The 19256-nt window shown below is 60.8% G+C and carries 18 protein-coding genes; 7 read left to right on the forward strand and 11 right to left on the reverse strand.

The window, feature by feature from the left end; all coding sequences use genetic code 11:
- Positions 1 to 144: 144 nt before the first annotated feature.
- Positions 145 to 1938, reverse strand: coding sequence for a DUF4209 domain-containing protein (locus AB4037_RS13985; RefSeq protein WP_441771919.1), 1794 nt, complete (start codon positions 1936 to 1938; stop codon positions 145 to 147).
- Positions 1939 to 2131: 193 nt separating this feature from the next.
- Here AB4037_RS13985 and AB4037_RS13990 point away from each other — a divergent pair, with 193 nt between their 5' ends.
- The 3 genes from AB4037_RS13990 to AB4037_RS14000 all read left to right on the forward strand — a co-directional run bounded on the left by AB4037_RS13990 (position 2132) and on the right by AB4037_RS14000 (position 3346).
- The gene (locus AB4037_RS13990; protein ID WP_441771920.1) at positions 2132 to 2317 is read left to right on the forward strand and encodes a hypothetical protein; all 186 of its coding nucleotides are present in this window, start codon (positions 2132 to 2134) and stop codon (positions 2315 to 2317) included.
- Positions 2318 to 2398: 81 nt separating this feature from the next.
- On the forward strand, positions 2399 to 2758 hold the full coding sequence (locus AB4037_RS13995; RefSeq protein WP_441771921.1) for a Rap1a/Tai family immunity protein: 360 nt from the start codon (positions 2399 to 2401) through the stop codon (positions 2756 to 2758).
- 45 nt (positions 2759 to 2803) lie between these two features.
- Positions 2804 to 3346 (forward strand): hypothetical protein, encoded by a 543-nt coding sequence (locus AB4037_RS14000; protein WP_441771922.1) that lies wholly within the window; start codon positions 2804 to 2806, stop codon positions 3344 to 3346.
- A gap of 300 nt (positions 3347 to 3646) precedes the next feature.
- On the opposite strand, the gene AB4037_RS14005 is transcribed toward AB4037_RS14000, so the two are convergent.
- The 4 genes from AB4037_RS14005 to AB4037_RS14020 form a co-directional block, all read right to left on the reverse strand.
- Positions 3647 to 5776 carry a hypothetical protein gene (locus AB4037_RS14005; protein ID WP_441771923.1) on the reverse strand — a complete coding sequence of 710 codons (2130 nt, stop codon included), beginning with the start codon at positions 5774 to 5776 and terminating at the stop codon, positions 3647 to 3649.
- A complete protein-coding gene (locus AB4037_RS14010; RefSeq protein WP_441771924.1) occupies positions 5776 to 7275 on the reverse strand; it encodes a hypothetical protein in 1500 nt (499 codons plus the stop codon). The genes AB4037_RS14005 and AB4037_RS14010 overlap by 1 nt, the downstream gene beginning before the upstream one ends.
- Before the next feature lie 7 nt (positions 7276 to 7282).
- The gene (locus AB4037_RS14015; RefSeq protein ID WP_441771925.1) at positions 7283 to 7669 is read right to left on the reverse strand and encodes a hypothetical protein; all 387 of its coding nucleotides are present in this window, start codon (positions 7667 to 7669) and stop codon (positions 7283 to 7285) included.
- Positions 7670 to 7740: 71 nt separating this feature from the next.
- On the reverse strand, positions 7741 to 8313 hold the full coding sequence (locus AB4037_RS14020) for a hypothetical protein (RefSeq protein WP_441771926.1): 573 nt from the start codon (positions 8311 to 8313) through the stop codon (positions 7741 to 7743).
- A gap of 467 nt (positions 8314 to 8780) precedes the next feature.
- Between AB4037_RS14020 and AB4037_RS14025 the strand changes: the two genes are divergently transcribed.
- Positions 8781 to 9266: a hypothetical protein gene (locus tag AB4037_RS14025; protein ID WP_441771927.1), complete on the forward strand. Its 486-nt coding sequence runs from the start codon at positions 8781 to 8783 to the stop codon at positions 9264 to 9266.
- 524 nt (positions 9267 to 9790) lie between these two features.
- Complete coding sequence (locus AB4037_RS14030) at positions 9791 to 10333, forward strand: recombinase family protein (protein ID WP_441771928.1); 543 nt, start codon at positions 9791 to 9793, stop codon at positions 10331 to 10333.
- A 220-nt stretch (positions 10334 to 10553) separates the two neighbouring features.
- Here the strand turns inward: AB4037_RS14030 and AB4037_RS14035 are convergent, their stop codons facing one another.
- The 5 genes from AB4037_RS14035 to AB4037_RS14055 all read right to left on the reverse strand — a co-directional run bounded on the left by AB4037_RS14035 (position 10554) and on the right by AB4037_RS14055 (position 16747).
- Complete coding sequence (locus AB4037_RS14035) at positions 10554 to 10871, reverse strand: hypothetical protein (protein ID WP_441771929.1); 318 nt, start codon at positions 10869 to 10871, stop codon at positions 10554 to 10556.
- Positions 10868 to 11077 (reverse strand): hypothetical protein, encoded by a 210-nt coding sequence (locus AB4037_RS14040; protein WP_441771930.1) that lies wholly within the window; start codon positions 11075 to 11077, stop codon positions 10868 to 10870. The genes AB4037_RS14035 and AB4037_RS14040 overlap by 4 nt, the downstream gene beginning before the upstream one ends.
- Before the next feature lie 243 nt (positions 11078 to 11320).
- Positions 11321 to 14020 (reverse strand): DUF3987 domain-containing protein, encoded by a 2700-nt coding sequence (locus AB4037_RS14045; protein ID WP_441771931.1) that lies wholly within the window; start codon positions 14018 to 14020, stop codon positions 11321 to 11323.
- Positions 14021 to 14414: 394 nt separating this feature from the next.
- Positions 14415 to 15095 (reverse strand): hypothetical protein, encoded by a 681-nt coding sequence (locus tag AB4037_RS14050; RefSeq protein ID WP_441771932.1) that lies wholly within the window; start codon positions 15093 to 15095, stop codon positions 14415 to 14417.
- A 458-nt stretch (positions 15096 to 15553) separates the two neighbouring features.
- A complete protein-coding gene (locus AB4037_RS14055) occupies positions 15554 to 16747 on the reverse strand; it encodes a tyrosine-type recombinase/integrase (protein ID WP_441772105.1) in 1194 nt (397 codons plus the stop codon).
- A 406-nt stretch (positions 16748 to 17153) separates the two neighbouring features.
- Here AB4037_RS14055 and AB4037_RS14060 point away from each other — a divergent pair, with 406 nt between their 5' ends.
- A complete protein-coding gene (locus AB4037_RS14060; RefSeq protein WP_434957182.1) occupies positions 17154 to 17429 on the forward strand; it encodes a hypothetical protein in 276 nt (91 codons plus the stop codon).
- Positions 17430 to 17563: 134 nt separating this feature from the next.
- On the opposite strand, the gene AB4037_RS14065 is transcribed toward AB4037_RS14060, so the two are convergent.
- Positions 17564 to 18502 carry a DMT family transporter gene (locus AB4037_RS14065; RefSeq protein WP_441771933.1) on the reverse strand — a complete coding sequence of 313 codons (939 nt, stop codon included), beginning with the start codon at positions 18500 to 18502 and terminating at the stop codon, positions 17564 to 17566.
- A gap of 97 nt (positions 18503 to 18599) precedes the next feature.
- Between AB4037_RS14065 and AB4037_RS14070 the strand changes: the two genes are divergently transcribed.
- Complete coding sequence (locus tag AB4037_RS14070) at positions 18600 to 19223, forward strand: CGNR zinc finger domain-containing protein (protein WP_441771934.1); 624 nt, start codon at positions 18600 to 18602, stop codon at positions 19221 to 19223.
- The last annotated feature ends 33 nt before the right edge of the window (positions 19224 to 19256 follow it).

Here is a 19256-nt window from a genome sequence, read left to right on the forward strand (position 1 = left end):
CAGAGCTCTCAGGCTCTCTTCACTATGTTGTATCGCTCGACGGATTGCCTCTGTCGTCGTGGCGCTGCCATGAAGAACCTGGCCCATAGTGCCTCCTTCCATCCGGTGGAAAAGATTGCACCATCAAAACACGGGATCAAACACCTAGGTAGTTGCAGAACTTTCAGCAGCCCTCTCGGTTTTATGCCGCTCAACGAAGGCGCTCATAGCAGGCGCAGGCACCGCTGCCAGCCTGAACAGCAACCACCAGAGATAGACAGCTGTGGCATCACTCAAGGCCTCGAGCGATAGAAGGCCGTGGGCCAAGCAATTGCGAACGTTGGGGCCGATACGAGCAACGAGCACCGATCGCAACTCAAAGACGAAATCGGTGCCCAAGCACTTCAATATAAATGGATGATCCAGGCACTTTTCTAACCCCCAAACCTCTTCAATACCCTCGGGCGACATGGTTCTCGGGACCTCTCCGCCTTGGGTCTCGATCAGATGGCGAAGCCCATTTTCAACCTGGGGGATTAAAAGGTGAAGGGCAGTGATGAAATCACCTTTGGCCCCGGCTACGATGGCCTTCACGAACAGGGGCATGCGATCGTCCGGAATGAGTGGGCTCCCCGCCAATAACGGCCCGACAACTACCGGTGTGATCTCGTGCTCATTCGCTATGACGCGGAGTGCCGGAGCAATTACCGCGTGAACCGAGAGATCTCGATTTAGTCGCGCCGTCTGGTCGATGAAGCCGGCTATCGCTCGCTCGCGGTCTTCTTCATCGGGGCTATCAATGGCCGGCCTGACGGCAACTTTCCTCCCGGCAGCGTCGTAAATGACAGCATCAAAATGCGCGTGCATCGCGCCCTCGATTTGTTCGAGTGTAACAGTCCGCAATTCAGCTGGATCCTGCAGAGGAACACATATCGCAAGCGTCAACAGGGCATCGTCCAACATTAGTCCCTGAAATTGCGCGGTTGTTTTCCGAACATGTTCGGTAATATCGGTGCTGTGGCTAAATTCATCCATGCTCTCTATTGTCCGCCTACCCGCTTCAGCGAGGCGTTTTTGCAACGCGGGGATCTTATTCTTAAGCCCTGGGCGATCTCTGCTTGCCGCGATCGCATTTTCCAAGGCTAAATGAGCTTTCATCCAGTTATTGCTGGCTTCCGCGGCGCTGGCCTCAGCAATGAAGGTTTCGGTAAGCGCCTCTCGTGCGGCTTCTTCCGAAGCGCCGTCTTTCGCCGACCTAAAGAACTCGGCCTGAATGTGGTACGCACCACGCGCGCGTTCAAAAGCTCCGCTTGTCTCTGCCCTTGTTGCGATGCGGCCAGCAATCTCGGCTAGCTTGAGAACGTCGCCGTATTTGAATTCCGCAAGCAGCCGGAGCCCCCTCATAGAAAAGTTCGACGGATCCTTGCCGTCATAATGCAGGATCCTGGTTTGTAGGTGCTCCAGGATCGAGACGCGCAGCGGTTCCTGGCTGAGTTGGCGAGCGAGGCGAAGTGCGCGTTCGTATCTTGCCATGCAATGCGGCCAATGGACCGGGTCTTCACTGCCTTTACCTGCCTCGAAATAGGCCTCAACTGCTCTTTTTGCTGCTTTGCCGTCGCGCTTGCGCAGCCAAAGGACATCCCCCACGCGCCCTACAAATTCGGGCAATTCCATTTCCTCCCAGAGCTTTCGCAACGCCTCAAGCTCAGCCTCGGTTAGGTCTTCGGGCAGGGGGCTACGCTTTCCGCCCATAATGGCCGCTGGGTGGAAAGGTTGCCCAACATTGTTGGGGCGGAGAAGGTAGCTAAAGACTGCCCAAAGCAGGCGCCAGCCAGCCTCGGGGGTGGCTTCGTGCTCCTTTCTAAGTTCCGCAGCGAGTATGTCGTCTCTAACCGGACCCAAGCGTTCAAATACCGCTTGAACAAGATCAGCGTTTGGCAATTTCACGAGATCGCTCATAGCAAGTCCGTAATTTCATCTGGTGGCCGCCAGCAAACGCGTGGAGGCAGCCTCGCCCCGGCAGATAGATTGTCGACGCTCCATGCTTCGGTCTACCGCATAAGCGAGAAAATCGGGTTCTTGCAGGCCGAACTTCACGGTCCTGTCACGCCCCAAGTTCCAATCACGCACGCGGAGGGGACCGGGGGCAAACATGAAAATTGCGACTATTATCGCCGTGATCGCCGTCATCCTGGCAACCGGCATTGCCGAAGCTAGAAATACGCCGTGTTCCGGCAAGAAGGGCGGCGTCAAAGCCTGCACCTCGAATGGCAAGTTCCTGTGCAACAACGGAACGATTAGCCAGTCAAAGCGCACGTGCTCGAAAGGCGACAGCTAGCCGGCCTCGGTGCGCCCCATCCATCGCCTAAGCGGTCGGAGGCTCGCAGCGCTTCACAAATCGTCAATAGGTGCGTCGCCAATGCGTATTTTTTCCGCCATCTTTGCCCTATCCACCCTTGCAGCAGTAAATGCCGAGGCTGCTGGCGGCGGAGCTGAATTGTCGGGCAACGCTTTGGTAGAGAGCTGTCGGGCGTTTTTATTGCAGAAGACTAGCGACTATTTCGGCCAAGGAGTGTGCGTTGGGATCATGCATACCGTGGTGGCCTCCCAAGCCGGAGTGAAACAACAATTTCGCTCTTGCCCGCCGGGCGGATCGACCCTGCGCCAAGATGCAGCGGTAATAGTCGCCTTTATCGATAAGCATCCAGAACGTCGACACGAACCACTGCTAAGTCTCGCGATCGATGCTTTTCATGAAGCTTGGCCTTGTCAGAATTAGCGTGCACCGCAGCCGGAAGTAGTGCCAAAAAAGGAGGAAAATGGCATGGTCGATATTCAGAAAGATTTTCGAATTTTGCCCGTGCAATCACTATCCCCTGGTGATCTAGTTTGTTTCTCAGGAAAAGAAAAAGAGATCATTGGATTTGTGATTGATTGGCACAACAATAAAAGAGAAATTGCTGTTCTTCACGATCAAGGCCGGCCGGAGTTGGGCGTGTATTTGGGCTATTATGAATGGCTGCCAAAAAATTGTTGTGTGAGCTATGGAAAGGATTGGTTTATTCAGATCAACAATTCCGTGCCCCGCATAAAGAGGCGTGACGTTAACTGGTTGACGCCGGGCGTAATTGCAATAGGTGAGAATTTACAGACAATTTGCATCGCGCCGCGGCCGCAAGATCCCCACACTGTAGAAGCTGCAATTGATCTCAAGCTATCGAAGCCCACCACTGCTCAATTTGGTTTTGATGACCATGTGCTCATAGACGAATGGGAAGTATGGCTGAAAAGCGAAGCTGCCAAAGGTGACGGGGGCAAGCCGCTGCTATCTTTCCGACATTCACGAGAGACGCAGCAGAAGCCGTAACGGTATTTGTGGCCATACAAGCCACTTATCCGCCAACGGCGGATTTTGGACGGCTGGTGACCGTTATGCACGGAGGAATGTGACAAATGTCCTGGATATTCGCCCTTTTTGCCGTGGCTTTGATAACGACGGCCTTCGGCGCATTGTGGTCGAGGCTGGCGCGCGATTGGAAGCGCGCCAGGCGAGCCGGCGCACCCGTCAACTATCTGAGAGCCGACGCCCCGGCGAACCTATATCCGGCGGGCAGCCGGAACAGAGATCCCGCATTCGATCACCTGCCCCGGCCGCGCGCCTGACGCCTCACTGAGCGTTCTGCACCACGATTGGCGCCTGCATGCCGGTCTGCATGATCGCCTGCACCAGTGGATTTGCGGCGCCGCGCTCCGCTATGGCCTGGATCTGCCGAACGCTATCAGGCGACACGAAGAGGTCAGCAAGATCGTTCAGCCCTCGGCCAAAGGCCGCGCGGCGGGCCGCGTCGCCGGCATTTCGGAGGAACGACAAGCCGCCCGTCTTCACTCCTGTCGCGAGGGCGCCGACAACGCCAGGCGCTGAAAGCTCATCCTGGATCATCGAATTGAATGCCGTGGCGCTCCCCTTGGGCGCCCGGGTGCCGGTGGCGCCAAGGATCTCCAATGCGTTGTCGAGTGAAGGCACGGAGGCCCCGCCGCTGGGAAGCGCGCCAAGCGCGGCCCGGAGGTTTTCACGCTGCTGGTCGGTGCCGCCAATCGTCTTGGTATAGCCGGCACCGGCATATTGGTTCAAACCGCCCTGCAGGCGCTTTCCCGCCTGGTCGAATGCATCAGCAAGGCCCTGCCTTACCAGCCCGCCAGCGGGCGCATTCGGATCCGCCATGATAATGCGGGTCAGGGCGTCGCCAATCTCCTGCGCGCCGCCGACGAGAGGCTGCCGCGGCATCACCGCCTCATAGGCCTGCCGAGTGCTGCCGGCCTTGGACAGGCTACCGAGGGTACCTTGCTCCAGCGGATCCAACTGCGTGGCACGCAAGTTTGCCTGCTGCGTCAACGCGTCGTCATAGGCTTGAACACCGCCTTGGGCCGGATCCCTCGCAATCCCGCGTGCATCGGCGGCGCCGCTGTTGTAGGCGGCGGCACGCTCGGGATTGAAGCCGGCAACGCTACTGTTCGCCAGGGTGCGGCCCTGGGCCTGCATGTCCTTCGTCACCGCGTCGACCACCGCGACGGAGTTATCCGGCAGATGGGCGTACTGCGGCCCTAGTACACGATCGCTCCTCAGGCGCTGCAGGGAGGCCGTGTACGCCGGGGCCGCCGTCGCTGCATCCATGGCAGGGTTGTTGACGATTTGCGGCTCGGCGGCCTGGTAGAGCGGCCGGGTCTGCCTGTTGATGTCGCGCTGGACGCCCTCCAAGGCTCCCTGTGCAGCTCCGGCCACACGGGGGCCGAGGGTGATCGGATTTGCATCCTGCGGCGCCACCGTATCAAGCATTCGCCCGACAGCCGCTTGAACCTGCTGCGGCCGCTCGGCAAAAAAGGCGCCAGTCGCTCCCCCGCCGCCTGGGGCGTTTTCGACCACACGCAGCAGATCCGGCAACCGCGTTGCCCCGCTGGTTACCTGCGAAAGAGCTTCCGGGCCCGTCAGGGGAACGCCGAACGCCGCGGCGCGGGCCTGCAGATCCTGCGCGGCCTGGAATTGCTGCGGCGTGACGGTAGCGGCCGCCCGCGCAACCGCGCGATCCGCCGACGGCAGATAGTGGCGGGCGCCGGCCGCCCCAAGATTGCCCGCAAAGGCGCCTGCGGCGCGCGCCCACGGCTCCAGGGCCGTGCCCTCCGTCATCTGGCCGGCCGCCTCTGACGCCACTCCCGGCGCCACGGCGTCGCCGATCAGCTGGGCCGCCCCGCTCATGAGCGACGGTGCCCGCGTCGCCATCATCGCGGCGCCGGGAATCAATTGCCCGACAGCATCGGCGTATTTGCCCGTGGTGGTGCGCGGCGCATAGAGCCCGGCGTTCATTTGCTGGCGCGTCTGGTCCTGCATGCTGTTGACTGCGCGATCGACACCATACGCCGGCCGGCTCTGCTCTAGGCGGGCGTTCCACTCGTCATCGCTGAGCGGAGCGCCGCCGAAGATCGTCCGCACGAGGCCGTCACCCTTGCGCATCGCCCAATCAACCCCGCCTTCCATCATGCGCTTGACCGTGACCGGGGCCATTGCGGTCTCGGCCGCACCGCGCAACACACCGGAGCCGAGCGAGGCCACAGCGTCGCCCGCGGTCGTCATCGGCGTCCCGTGCAATTGTTCCTGTTCTGCATTGACCTTTCGGACGACGCCAGGCTGTGAGGCCCACTCCAGCGCCTTCGCATTCATCTTCGGCGCTTCCGGGGCGTCGAACTGGTCGAAGTAGTTGGCGCCCGCAGGTCCGGCGTCGAACTCATCGAAAAAGTTGCCCATCAGTGGCCCCCGCCCAAAATCGCCGCGGCCGTGCCGGCCCCGTACTTCTGATCAAATTGCTCAGCCAGGCCCGGATTACTCTTCAAGGCCTGCACGGCTCCGGCAGGCGGCCCGCTCTGGCCTTCCGCGGGTGCACGCCCGTCCAACCGGAGGTTTTTCAGTAGAAGTTCCGGCACCGGCAGGCCGAGCTTCTGGACCTCCTGCGCGAGCCGATCGGCGCCGCCGCGCGAATTGCCGGCCACTGCTGCAATCGCCAAGTCCCTGGCTTGCCTCTTCGCCGCGCGCGTGCCGTCACTGTCGCCCGGCAGGTCAACGAAGGTCCGCATATAGTCGGCCTTCTCCTGTGCGGAGAACGAAGCGCCGGTGTCGGGGCGTAGAATGCTGTTCAGGAAATCAATCGACGCCGTGGCGAATTGCTGCCCCTTGTCGGTCGGAAGCTGGTTGGCGATCGACACGGGGAGATTGTTCGCGATTACGCCTTGCGTGCTCTCGAAATCCCTCGCATTCGGCGCGAAGCCGCCGGCAAGCAACTGGTTTATGCGGTCATTCGCGAAACCGCCACGGACGGCGAACGCCGCGGCCTTGTCGCTGGCTTCCGTCGGTTTGCCGCCGAACTGATCGGGCGCGCCCTGCGCCTGGCCTTTGAAGGTGGTCGCGCCGGCCGGGAGCTTGGCCCCATTCTGGCTATCGACGAGTGCGCCGTCGGGGGCTGCAAAAGCGGTCCCGCGCCGGCCGTCGGGCAGCACGTAATTCACGATGTCCGGACGCGACGCATTATCCGGCTTCACGAAAACCTGAGCGCCGGTGCGCGTCGCAGCACCTGGCGTCATGTAGACCGGTTTGCCTGCCGGCCCAACCGTTTGCACGGGGGTGTTCTTGCCAAAAATGTTGTCGACCAGATCCTGATCTGAAATCGCGCCGTTCGTGCGCAACCCGGCCGCCTGCTGCGCCTGCCACTCATCCATGGTCAAAGGCTTCGGCGTGCCGGCAAGCACTTGCCCGCCCGGCAGCGTGACCTGCTCGCCAGGTGACAGCTTGACGAGGCCCGTCGTCGGGTTCCCCTGAACGCCCCACCGGTCACCGAGACCGGGCGCTCGGACCTCCCCCTCTTTCAAGGGTGCAGTATCAGCACGATAGTTCGCTCCAGACTGCTCAATCCCGGTCTGCTGTAGCGCTCGCGTGTTGTCTGCAGCGTTGGTCTGAACCACACGGGTGTTGTCGGCCGCGTTGTTGGACCGCGACGTCGCGTTGTTTTGGTCGACCGCGTAATAGCTCTGTGTCGGCGTGTACGTGCCGATAATCGTGCTTCGCCGATCGTTCAGTGGGTCGTTGGGGTTGGCCAACATGCCCTGGATCGCGCCAAGCTTTTGCTTACGCAGACCCGCCTCCGCCCAATTGGCCGCTTCTGCCCCGCTGGGCGGATCAAAGATGCTGGACAGGTTCGAAAAGGCCTGGCCGATCTGAGGGTCGTTGAAGTATTGGCTACTGCGCACCGGCATGGTTGCCTCACTGGAAGATGGTTGTTTCGTTTGGCGTCTCGGCGGCCGCCAGCGCCACAGCGAGCGCCCGAGCGGAATGTTCCGTCAGGCTGGCCATGCTCTGCTTGCGCAAGACGATCTCGATTTCGGCGGCAAGAATGGCGGGCGGATTGACCAGAGCCGGGAGATAGCCGGCGAATAGAAAGCCAGGGGTTGCCAAGCCCGTGACCAGCAGCCTGGCGCAAGCGATCGCTTGACCGATCGCGGTCTTCGGGATGCTGGGGAAGCGAGCCGCGATAATTGGCGGCGTTTGCTGCAGCCGATTGGTCAAGTCGCCCGCCTGGTGAGGCAGCAGCTCAATAGTCCCTGGCGCTTCGCACGCTTCCACGATGTCACGCAGGAGGAACGCGGCCATGCTCGCCTGCCCTTCCGCGATAGCATCGCATTGCAGTGCGATCTGCCTGCACCATGCAGCGGCCTGGCACGTCATTGCGATTTCTCCCTGGAGCTTCTCGGCTGAGAGGGAAACGCCAAGACGCTGCTGCCCGAAAACGGGCTGCCCGACTTTCCGGTGCCCGTATCGTCGCCGCTTGAGCCTTTGCCCTTCGCGAGCAGCTCGAGCTCGGCCCGACGCGCTACGGTCTCAAGCTGGGCTCGGAAAAGGCCTGTGCGGTGATGCAGCTCGCGCCGCGGGAAATTTGGCAAGGGACGCAGAACGCTGCCGGTTTTGGTATTGGCCGCCACTGCCTCCAGGATCGCGGCGAACCCTTCCGACACGTCGTCAAAATCGAGGGGAAGCCGGTCGGCGGCCTTGGCAAAGGCCTGGTGCACGGCATCGGCCAGTTCCCCGCTGAGCTCAGCGGAGAGGTGGAGGCCACCCCGTCGGAGAATGACGAGAGCATTTTCCAGCGCCCACGCGGCTTCAATGAGGGGCCAATCTGCGGCCGCAGCGCTGAGATGCGCACGCAGAGCCGACACGCGGTGGTCGCGGTCCGTTTGCGCGCCGTGCCACCCGTCGAGAGCGGAGTTTTGGGTTTCTGCGGTCGTGATTGCGAACACGATCAGCGTCCTTGATTTACACATCCTGACGCCAGCTTGGCTGGGGAATTTGGGCACCGCAAGGGCCTGAAAAGTTCAGTTTTCTGCACAACTGCAGGGGTGTCGGCGCAGCCGGGCTGAATTCCAGATCGGCGCAAATTTCTATGGGCAGCCACTGGCGCTTTCTGCGCGCTGGCCGGTCTGACGGCAGGGGGCGGGCCGGGGCTGGAGCCAGCCGGCCTGCCTCTCGGACTGGTGCCGAAGATGTCAAATCATTGTATGCTTTGTATGAAGTAACTTAATACAAAAGCCTACATTGTAATACAAAGTCAAAGTCATACTTTGACTTTGTTCGTAAGTATTTGAAATATCGACATGTGATTACGTGTGTTGTATTAAATAACTTTATACTTAATTTATATTGACTGATCAATTACTTAGCCTCATCATTTGCGTGCTTAATTTCCTAAGCAAATAGGAGCGCGAAAATGGAAATCGAACAAAATATAGCTTGGAACGAACGGGATCTGATCGCCCACAACAAAAAAGCGGCCGCCGCGATCGAAAGTGCCAATGAGGGCGATTGGTCAATTGACGGGGGCAACCTGGCTAAAATGCATTACTGGCACAGCATCTATCAGGATCCGCCGAAGCGACCGCGCCCTAGCCTGGCAAAATTCATGCAACACCTCTGGAGTGCGCCTCTAGCGGAAATCCGCTTGGTCGCGGTCCAAAGACAATCGCAAAAGCTGCGCGTGGCTATTCCCGGCAACCCCGAAACCGCAGAGATGGAAATGCGGCACTTTGGGAAGCTTGTGCAGGAGTTGTCAGGCGCGGACGATCGCGAAGCCCTCCTGGATGAGCTCGAGGCCCTAGTGATGCACGCTGAGACCGCCAGCATTCGGAGGCTCGCTTGCGACACCTTCGCTCAGCTGATCGGCAACCGAGACAAGGAGGAGCCCGCAAGACAGTAGGAGGCGTGTCGCCTCTTCGTTCGGGCGCATGATTGTCCGATATGTCCGCAAAGAAAGCAAAGCCCGGCCAACCGCCGGGCTTTGTGCTTTCTAGTCGGATTAGAGAGGGCCAAAACGACCAGCTGTTATTTGTGCGTAGCGTTTGCAGATCGCGGCGGCAACGCGCGGCTCGTCGGTTCATCCTGACGACAAACGCAGAGTTTTAGGAAGATGCCCCTCGGCGGCATCCCAAGCTCGAGCCCCGCGAAGACTAGCCAAAACCTCCGCCCGGGCAGGCGTGTCATTCCAAGGAAATAATTGCATCTCGATCCTCCCTAAGGGTGGTCATTTTTGTGCTCAGCATATGGATGCGCCCAGCGGCAGGTTCAAGCACTCTCCGGCTCTGGCTCCCGTGTTCTATTTGGGTATACGCCAGCGAGGCGGCTGCACGAGACAAAATGACTGTCTTATTAGGGTTGCTTTTTTATTTTCAAGACAGTAAATTGAAACGGTCTAGAGCCTAATGAGACACAGAGACACGGAACATGACCACCTACGGATACGCCCGCGTCAGCACCACTGAGCAAGACTTGACCATCCAGATAGAGACGCTCCGCAGAGCAGGGTGTGAGGTCGTGCGCGAAGAAAAGCGCTCCGGGGCGACACGAGAAGGCCGAGCAGAGCTTGATACGCTCCTGGCTTTCCTTCGCGCGGGCGATACGTTGATGGTCACTCGCGTAGATCGACTGGCGCGAAGCATTGGCGATCTCCAGGATATCGTTCGTACGCTCAAGGCTAAAGGGGTTGCTCTTAAGGCCACCGAACAGCCAATCGATACGAGCACCGCGGCCGGCAAAGCATTTCTCGACATGCTGGGCGTCTTCGCAGAGTTCGAAACGAACCTACGCAGAGAGCGCCAAATGGAAGGTATTGCTAAGGCGAAAGCTTCCGGTGTTTACAAGGGCCGTAAACCGTCAATCGATATTGCTCGGGTGCGCGAGCTACAGGCGGGCGGCATGGGAGCCACGGAAATAGCCAAAGCCCTAGGTATCGGCCGCGCGAGCGTTTATCGCGTTCTGGCCGCGTAGTGGCCGCCATGGCCGCTAACGGCCATGCAGGGGCGCTTGCCCCGATACTCCGGAGGATTGATCCGACCGGCTCCACAAGCCTCCGCGCAGTCGCGGCGACCCTTAACGCCGAAGGAGTGCCGACGCCTACTGGTCGCGGTGCCTGGACAGCAGCAGGCGTAGCCAGGCTGAGGCCCGAATTGCCGAGTTGCCCGCTGGCGCTTTCGCGTAAAAATGACCATTAGGCGAACGCGTCGCGACCGTCGGCCTCTGATTGCCGTTTGAGCGCGGCGCGTTCCAGCCTGTCGAGTTCTGCCGCGATCTCGTCTGCCGTCATCTCGTGCGGATCTCTCGGGATCAGCTTCTCCGATGGCTTGTCGAATAAGCCGCTCGCACGAAGGAGTGCGCTGCCGGCCGAAGCTTTCGCCTGCGGGCTCGCCTTCGTGCTCCGACAAACCTCCGTGAGGGCAATGGCCGCGGCCATTGCGCTTTCAGTGGCGATATATTGCCGGACGTTTTCAAGAGCTGACGCCGGGGTGTTTTTGCGATCCTTGCTCACTTTTCATTCTCCAGCGTTGCTATTGCGCGGTTGAGTTCGCGCGCCGCGTCTCTGACGACTTCACGAAAGCCGCCGCGGTAACCGTTCTTCGAAACCTTCGCTTTGCCCGCGAGGGTTTTCGGCCCGGTCGATCGGGTCCATGGTTTCCACTCACGGATCATTGCCGACATCCTTGCCCGGCGCGCGTCGGTCCAGCCGTTAGCCATGATGCCCCGCAAAAGTTTGGGCCGCGAGGCCGGCCCAGCCGCCGGCCGGCCCGTGCGCCTGTTTTTCTATCATTTGCCCTTTGCGGGGGATGGCGCGCCAATTTTCACCAGCGCGGTCGAATGTAGAAAATGTAGCTTCTTGCGCGCGAATACATAGTTGTAGAAATAGGGATAGAGAGAGGTTCAGAAGGCAATATACCTCACGCACACGCAAGCTACATTTTCTACAAATCTGATCGCCGTTCATGCGAATGCCCCTTCATTTAAGCCGCGGGCGGAATTTAAGTCGAGCGCTTCGGCCAAAGCGCGCCGCGCCGCACCAGCTTCTTTGATGAGCTCGTGTTTGCGTTTACGCTCTTCCTGCTCCCTTTGAGCCTGGCCAAAAAAGCGCTCATGCACCGCGGGATTGATGGCCCACTTTGTAGGCCCATCCACCTTGCGGGCTTCCTCCTTGCACCATCCCGCGATGACGAGCTCTTCCATGGCCCTCAGTAGCTGCCGGACATTGTCGACGCCTGCCAGGCTCTTTCTCGCCTGTTGAATATCGCGACGGGTGACAGTCGAAATGTCCGGCCGGGTCAAAAGCCATCCGGCTATCCCAATCGCCTCGGTGTTGGTCGTGCTCGCATCGTAGTTGCGCCGATAAAACTCAATGCTGTGCTGCACGAGGTGCCCGGCAAATAGGGCAGCCTGTCGCGCCGTCTCCAGGCTCAAGGGGACCTCGCAATCGACACATCCCGCTCTGCCGAATTCATTCGCGCAGTGGAAGACGAGCGCGATGCGCCAGAGGAGCTTTTCCCATTTGGCAATGTGCCCCTGCAGCGCGCCCGACGCCCCGGGCAGATGCACGAGCGCCGATATTCTGCGCCGGGCGCCGACAAGTACGGTTTGGGCGTCGGGCGATGCCCGCACTACGGAGAGCGACAGGTGTTCAGCTTGCGCCAAGTGGCGGACCAACTGCCTGTAGTCCGCCAGTGCCTGAGCGTCCGCGGGCTCGTCGATGCCGACGCGATCGGCGCCGTCATCCAGGACAAAGATGCAGCGCTGCAGCAGACCGTCGGCGCCAAGATCGCGTGTCAAAGACCGGATCTTGTCCGGCTGCGTTCCGGCTAGCACGGTCATGAGGGCACTATCAGCCCGGGTCGTGCCGCTGCCCACCCGGTCGATCGTGATTTCGCCGCCGTCAAAAAGGCGCAAGAGCTGGCTGCGATCAGCATCCGCGCCCTTCTTGTAGGCGCCTAATGAGCCGAGAAGCCCGGCCAGCTCATCCGGAGCGCGCAGCAAGCCCCGCGGGTTCGCCGCATGAATGCGAACCTGCTGCTCCATGGTGATGTCGTCGACGACGCAGCGTCGAATTGCAGGCTCGGGCCCGGGCGGCGGAGCGTCCTTGCCCCGCCGCCTGGTGGCTGCCAGCCATTCGTCGTGCCGCGGCTTGTCCAGCCTCCAGCGCTCCTTATCCAACTCCCTCAAGGGCTGGACCGCGGCGCTTATGGTCGGGCTCTTGGCGCTCCCCGGATCCGCAACAAGCGCAGTCCAGAAGGCGGCGGGCTCCGTCCATCCGTCATCGTGCACCCTGGGCCGAATGCGCAGAGAGCCGCCGATGGCCGCTGCAACGGCTGTCATCGCGGACGCCGCTGCAAAGGTAAGCGAGACGCCCTTTCGCCGCGCTTCGCTCCGTGCCCACCGGTCTAGTGTTTCGGGGAGGGCGCCTTGCGGCGGCTCGGAAAGACTGGCGGGATCCTCGTGGCCGAATATATCGAGAGGTTCCGGCCACTCCTGGCCGTCAGTGCCAGCGCCGCCGGGCAGTTCGGGAATTGGGTCAAAGAAATCTTCGGGCCGGAGCTCAGCGCGGATCGTGGCGCCGCTCGGCAGCCGAAAGCCTGGCTCGGCCTGCTTCGCCCGGCGTATCAAAGTGCCCGTGGAGATGTCCGAGGGCGGAGAGAGGCGAATGTGATCCCATTTGTATTGTGTAGCTTCGGGATCGTGAACAATTACCGCCTTTTCGCTCCAGGCGTGAAATGCGTCCTCGCCATCATCGCTGCCGTGGCTAGCGTCATAGAACGCCATGCCGGTATCGCTCCAGTTATTCCAGTCCGGGGCGTCGGGGTTAGGGATGGCCGCAGCGAGCGCCAGCAGGTCACCCCGGCAAAGCGGCGCCTCTGCCTTGAAACCCGTGCGGCTGTCGGCGGGCCGGCTGTCGCCGGCTTCCAGCCCCCGGAGGTCCGCCTCGGCCTGAAGCAGAGCTAGAGCGTCAGACAGTCCGACCTCGGCCTCCACATTGTTCTCGATAACATGGCATAGCCGGGGCTCGCCTTTGGTGTGCCAGGACCCCGGCAGGCGCAGCGGATGAGAAAGGGCGGCAGCTGTTCGATCACCACCGCTGATCAAGGCGGCAAGCCTGCGCGCCCGCTTGAGGTCGATCTTTTCCTGATCGCTGGAGGCCGGCGTTTTCAGACGCCAATAGACGTGCAGCTTGGGCTGCTGTTCGCCGTCGGACGCCACCCACAGGCCGCCGGACTGGACCACGAGGGTGGGCGGCCCTAACACTGTGCGGGCGGCCTCCAGGCCGGCGCGCGGCGCCTTGTCCAGGTCGATGACGATCGCGGGGGCAGCCAACACATTCCGTTCTGTGGCCGTGCTTTTCCCGTCCCTCGTCTCATTGCCGAATATACAGACCGGCGGGCTCAAGACTGCCGGCGGCGCGGAGCGGGCCGCTATAACGTTGGCAGCTTCGACCAAAATCCCCTTAAGCATCCGGTCGAACGGAACCGCCTGGCGCAAGACGCAGCGCCCTTCGGCGCTATGCTCAAACGCCCGTAGCGCATAGTTGCCTTCCCCGACCTTGCAACGCCTGAACACGGCATTGAGGAAAGTCAGAACCTGGTCGGGATCCGCCTTAAGTACTTGCTCGCAGGGCTCATTTTTGGTAATTTTATAGAGCATATCCATTACTCCGGCCGGTTGCTCGTGGCGACGAGCGGCCGGCCAATTCGTTTCTAGGGCGCCGTGTTGTTGACCACGAGGCGCAGATGCTGCGGCCGGCGCGACCGGGCCTTTTTCGCTGGCTGTTGGTGGGCCGCCCCGTGCCGCGCGATGCGGGTACCGATCAGCTTGATCAGGCTGGCCGACGTAATCTCTAGGGGCCATAGCCTCGGACCAGTTTCGATCCTGCCGATGGTAATTTGAGATCGGATCCAAGACGGCGGGCGAGCCAGAATGGCTGCGGCCTCCTCAAGAGAAACATATCTGCGGGACGGCCAATTCGGCGTAGATTGAGCGTTGCGGGGCATGGTCAATTTCCTCCTGCCGTAATGTTGGCGTCGGAAATTGGGCGTGGCTAGGCGGCGGGCAAGCGAACGTTGCGCACAAATTGCCGCCTGTCGGGATCCTCTGCATCGATCTGGTCAAGATGCCAGGCCATACGAAGGGCGCACGCCAGAATTAGGTCGCGCCATTCGGCGCCATCGGCCGTAGCGAGCATTCGCTTGAACAGCTTCACTTCTCTGCGCACCTTGAAACGGTTGAAATCAAGGTGCTGGGCGTCCTTTGGCCGCGCCGATTGACTATATGCTGAAAGTCGAAGCGCAACGCCTTCATAGTGCCAATTCTCTCTACGTCCTTGTCCGCGCCCCGCCATAACCTCGGCAAGGTAGGCGCCAGCTACAATCAACGTCCGCACGTAGCTCTTGTCGGGCCGAGTATTGAGTTCCCGCGGATCTGCCTTTTCGAAGGCCTGGCGAAGCCAGCCCGCGGCGAACTCCATGACGGTGGCTCTATTCCCGGTCATCCCATTATCGACCATCCAGGGCTTGGTAATGAACTCCGCGATGATCTCAGGATGCAACCTGTGTGCTGGAGTTTCGTCGGTGAATTCCAGCCACATCAGCGCCAAGCGTTGATCGTCAGGGACGGAGCGCCAGAACTCAGATTGCTCCGCCTGTTTTTCAGCCTCGGTCCGGAATGGGTCGAACCTACAGCGGGCTTTTGCGAAAAGCGATTTTGGCAAGGCGGCAATCATGGTGTTGCCTCTCCACGGATCCAAGCGCGGACATCCCCGGCCCGATATTTGGGCCTACCTTCGATGGTCGTGACCTTGGGGCCTTTCCCACGCTTGCGTGCCCACGCCTTAAGCGTGGTTAAACATAGGCCCGTGAGGGCCATAAGCTGTTTTCTCGACAAGAGAGCGTCAGCGGGAAGTGTGTCGAGATCCGGCAGCGCCTTGGCGCAGCTGATATATGTCTCGGTTGGCATAAGCGACCCTTTGCAGTTGAGCGGCAACCGCAGTGCACAGCATTGAACAGGGCAGCTTTTTAGACAGGAAAGAGAGGAGACAAGCTCTGCGGCAACATTCGCAATGGAATACGAACACAGCAATGTTACTTCCTGCCCTCATAGGAGCACAAGAGGGCAATATACATTTATTTTACTTATAGCTTGTGTGCCATCGAGGCATACAAAAGAGCTTGTCTTAGCCAGTCATTTCAGCGCCTTACATACCCCTTCGACATGACTTGACCACAAGTTGAAGGCTTTCTGCAATTCGCTTACTGCCTCGTCTCGGTTGTAAATTGCCTCGAGCTCGGCGCGAGCATGACCTAGCGCCAGCTCCGCAATTTCGTCCGACACGCCAAGCCGAGAGAGGCCGGTACGGAAAGTCCGCCGCAGGTCATGGAGCGTGAAATCCGCCCCAGAGGCCTTCGCTAGCTTGGGGATCAGTTTCGACCAGCCGTTTATTTCCTGGCCGGTCTTTGCTGATGGGAACATGAGATCTGATCGCGCGTCGATCGGGCAGAGGGCGAACAGAGCATCCATGGCCGGCGAAATCGGCACACTGTGCCCCCTGCCCTGCTTTACGAAGGCGGGCGGCAGTCTGAGAACTGCGCCGGCTCTATCATGCATGGCGCGGGTCAAGCCGGCCCCTTCCCCTCGTCGGCAACCCGACAAGATCAAATATCGGATGCAGCGGCCGAACGCGGTCGCTGCCCCTGCGGCGTGCCAAACCTTCGCCAACTCAGCATCGCTCAGAGCCCGGCCCGGACGATCCTGCTTGAGCCGCTCCGCCCTCGTCGCGCGTTCCTTCCTGTAGCTCATCAGCGGATTGGCACTCAGGACCTTGGGCTTTGAAACGCACCAAGACAGAAATGCACTGCACCGACTACGAAAATCATTGGCAGCGCCGTGAGCCCCTGCCTTCTCAAGACCTTCGATTATGGTGGCATAGTCGGTGCCGCTCAGTTCCTGGATATCCTTGTTTAGGTGCGGCTTAAGTCGAACCTTCAACCCGTTAAACACGGTCACCGCGTTAACGTATCTGCGTTTCACCAGCGATGCCTTATAGCGGTCGAGCAGATCGGCGATGCGCGCCTTTTCCCGGCGCTTATGCTCTTGCCGCTCGGCATGGGGATCGCCACCGCTTGCGACCCGGCCCAACGCAGCCCGGGCCAGTGTGCGGGCCTCGGTCGCGGTCTTGATCGTCTCCGGGGTTCCCAGCCGCAGGCGCCTCGTGGTCGCGCTGCGTCCCGCCCCGGCCGGGCGGTAGGCCAGAATGTAGGTACGACCGCCGGCCCGAAGCCTGAGGCCGAAGCCTGTCACCTCACTATCCCAGATAGTCAGTTCTGACTGATTTAGCGGCAGGGCAGCGGCCTTGACCACGGCATCCGTCAATTTCACCTTTGGCAATGCGACCGGCTCCTTAGGGCAGCACCGGGGCAGCACCATTTCTCAGTCCGTAGCCGCCCCCTACGTACCCATGATACCCAGAAAAGCCCTTATTTTCCATCGCGTTAGATGTCTTCTCGCGACCCTTAGCAACCTCTCTTACCCCCTAGGGTTCTCCCTTCACACGGGAGGGGTCACAGGTTCAATCCCTGTCGCGCCCACCATTCAAAACTCCGCAAGTCCATCGCCCGGTGGCTGTATTCATCGCCCTGTTTTAAGGGTCGGTGCAATGGATCAATTTGCGGGCCTGCCTCGATATACATCGTCATCCCATGCGGAACTTTCTCCCTGCCCATGCGTTCAATCGAGCGTTTCGATCAAATGCGTGTTTTTCGTTTCATTTCGACAGGAGAGGCCCATGAGATTTCTTATTGCCGCCGCCATCGCCCTAGGCGCCACCTTTGCCCTCGCCGGGCCTTCCTCAGCCATGCCTGTGTCTCAGCCGGACAATCCCTCGCTCGTGCAGACCGTCAGGGACCGGACCTGCAACGCCCCGTCCCGCACTGCCCGCTGCAAATGGTATGGCATGCCGGGCGTGCATCGCGGGCCGCGCTGGCTGCGCCAGCATGGCGGTGAAGGCTATCGGCATCGCCATCACCAGCGCCGGCATTATCGCCACCATCGGCGGACCTGACCTTTCTCAGGGACTCCGACGAAGCCCTTGACTGGAGCAAAGTGCGATTTACGCCAATTGCACTTTGCTTCAACTTCCTGTTTTGACACCTTTTCCGATCCGAGACGTCCGAGCTAAAGGTCCGCCCTGGCTCTTCAGTTCGTGGCGGGTTTCAGCTGCGATTTTGGCTTGGGCTCGGCCATCGCCAAGCCAGCCCCTGCCAGCATCACCGCCATGCCGAGCATGTCGAGCAGGTGAATCTGTTCGCCGAAGCAGACCATGCCGAGCAGCACGGCGATGATGGGCGAGACGAAGGCATAGGTTCCGGCCCGCGTGGCGCCGATCTCCCTGAGAAGCGTCATGTAGATGGTGTAGCCGATCAGCGAGCCAAACAGCACGAGAAACAGCCATCCCGCCCAGGCCGCTGCGCCCCATTGTCCCGCCAGGGCAGGAATTGCCCCCGGTTCGCCGGCGAGCGACAGGCCCAGCAGCAGCAGGCCGCCGAAGAGAGTGGTGCTGGCGGCCACGAAGGTCGAGGAGTAGAGCCGCAGCAAGGGACGCGCGACCACCGAACCCCAGCCATAGACCACGGCCGCCCATGATACCGCCGCCGCCCCTGCCAGACGCAACCCCGCGCCATCGCCCGCCGTAACGGACCAGTTTCGAAGCGCAGTCGGCCCGAACAGGATGGCCAGTCCCACCACTCCGAGAACCAGGGCACCGAAACGCCGCCTGTCGAAGCTTTCTTCCCGCAGTCCGAGCGCAAAGGCCATCAGCGCGATCGGGGTCAGCGACATTTCGAGCACGGCCGCCGTGCCCGAATCGACATGCGCCACGCCCCAAAACAGCGCCGCGTAACACAGCGTGATCATCAGCAGGCTGGTGGCCGCGAGGCGGGGCAGGTCCCGCCATGCCAGTCGCGGCAATCCTTCACGCCAAGTCGCGAATCCCAGCAGAAGCACGCCGGCAGCGATGAAGCGGGTTCCAGCGAACAGCAAAGGCGGCACCGCCTCCACGCCAGCCTTGATGCCGATCCAGGTGGTTCCCCAGATCACACAAAGAACCAGGAACAGCAGTGTGGTGCGGCTGGGCATGGTGAAACCTCCGTCGACTTTTCGTAACGGTTATATATCATTATAATCGTTACAATGCACCCTTGAGTTTCGAGCCTGGGCGCTGGAAAGTGCGAAGATGAGCCAGAACAAGACCATTGCCGCCGCCCGCCTCGTCGGCGGACATCCGGCCTTGGACTTCGTCAACACGGTCGACGCGTGGCGCGATCGATGGGGGCCGGACCTGCTCGTCTCCTATGACGACCTCCTCACCTGGGCCGAACGTGTCGACCTCATCGATTCGGCCCTTTCGGCCCACCTGCGGCACCAGGCCGATACTGAGCCGGCCGAGGCGGACGCGGCGTTGATGCGAGCCCGGGCCCTGCGCACGACGTTGAGAAATCTCTTCCTCGCCGAAACCATGGGCGAAGCGGCACGCGAGGAGGATAGCGCTCTCCTCAATGGCGTGCTGCGGAGCGCCAACCATCAGCGCGAATTGCGTCTGGTCGCCGGCTCTTTCGAATGGGGATGGCGCGAGGGCGAGGATCTCGACGCGATTCTCCATCGCATCGCCTTCGCCGCAGCCGACCTGCTCACCAGCCGCAACGGACGCCGGGATGTGCGGGAATGCCATGGCATCAATTGCGGCTGGCTGTTCCTCGACACCTCGCGCGGCGGGCGCCGGCAATGGTGCTCGGAAGAGGCCTGCGGCACCCATATGCGCGTGCGCCGCTTTCGAGAAAGAGGCGGCCCGGGATCCTGACCGCCGGCGGATTTTAAATTTACCGCCAATGGG

The organism is Labrys sp. KB_33_2, from assembly GCF_052114505.1.
GTDB lineage: Bacteria > Pseudomonadota > Alphaproteobacteria > Rhizobiales > Labraceae > Labrys.

Coding starts and splice junctions, on each gene's coding strand:
- AB4037_RS13985 (WP_441771919.1), bottom strand. CDS start 1,938: ATGAGCGATCTCGTGAAATTGCCAAACGCTGATCTTGTTCAAGCGGTA.
- AB4037_RS13990 (WP_441771920.1), top strand. CDS start 2,132: ATGAAAATTGCGACTATTATCGCCGTGATCGCCGTCATCCTGGCAACC.
- AB4037_RS13995 (WP_441771921.1), top strand. CDS start 2,399: ATGCGTATTTTTTCCGCCATCTTTGCCCTATCCACCCTTGCAGCAGTA.
- AB4037_RS14000 (WP_441771922.1), top strand. CDS start 2,804: ATGGTCGATATTCAGAAAGATTTTCGAATTTTGCCCGTGCAATCACTA.
- AB4037_RS14005 (WP_441771923.1), bottom strand. CDS start 5,776: ATGGGCAACTTTTTCGATGAGTTCGACGCCGGACCTGCGGGCGCCAAC.
- AB4037_RS14010 (WP_441771924.1), bottom strand. CDS start 7,275: ATGCCGGTGCGCAGTAGCCAATACTTCAACGACCCTCAGATCGGCCAG.
- AB4037_RS14015 (WP_441771925.1), bottom strand. CDS start 7,669: ATGGCCGCGTTCCTCCTGCGTGACATCGTGGAAGCGTGCGAAGCGCCA.
- AB4037_RS14025 (WP_441771927.1), top strand. CDS start 8,781: ATGGAAATCGAACAAAATATAGCTTGGAACGAACGGGATCTGATCGCC.
- AB4037_RS14030 (WP_441771928.1), top strand. CDS start 9,791: ATGACCACCTACGGATACGCCCGCGTCAGCACCACTGAGCAAGACTTG.
- AB4037_RS14040 (WP_441771930.1), bottom strand. CDS start 11,077: ATGGCTAACGGCTGGACCGACGCGCGCCGGGCAAGGATGTCGGCAATG.
- AB4037_RS14045 (WP_441771931.1), bottom strand. CDS start 14,020: ATGCTCTATAAAATTACCAAAAATGAGCCCTGCGAGCAAGTACTTAAG.
- AB4037_RS14050 (WP_441771932.1), bottom strand. CDS start 15,095: ATGATTGCCGCCTTGCCAAAATCGCTTTTCGCAAAAGCCCGCTGTAGG.
- AB4037_RS14060 (WP_434957182.1), top strand. CDS start 17,154: ATGAGATTTCTTATTGCCGCCGCCATCGCCCTAGGCGCCACCTTTGCC.
- AB4037_RS14065 (WP_441771933.1), bottom strand. CDS start 18,502: ATGCCCAGCCGCACCACACTGCTGTTCCTGGTTCTTTGTGTGATCTGG.
- AB4037_RS14070 (WP_441771934.1), top strand. CDS start 18,600: ATGAGCCAGAACAAGACCATTGCCGCCGCCCGCCTCGTCGGCGGACAT.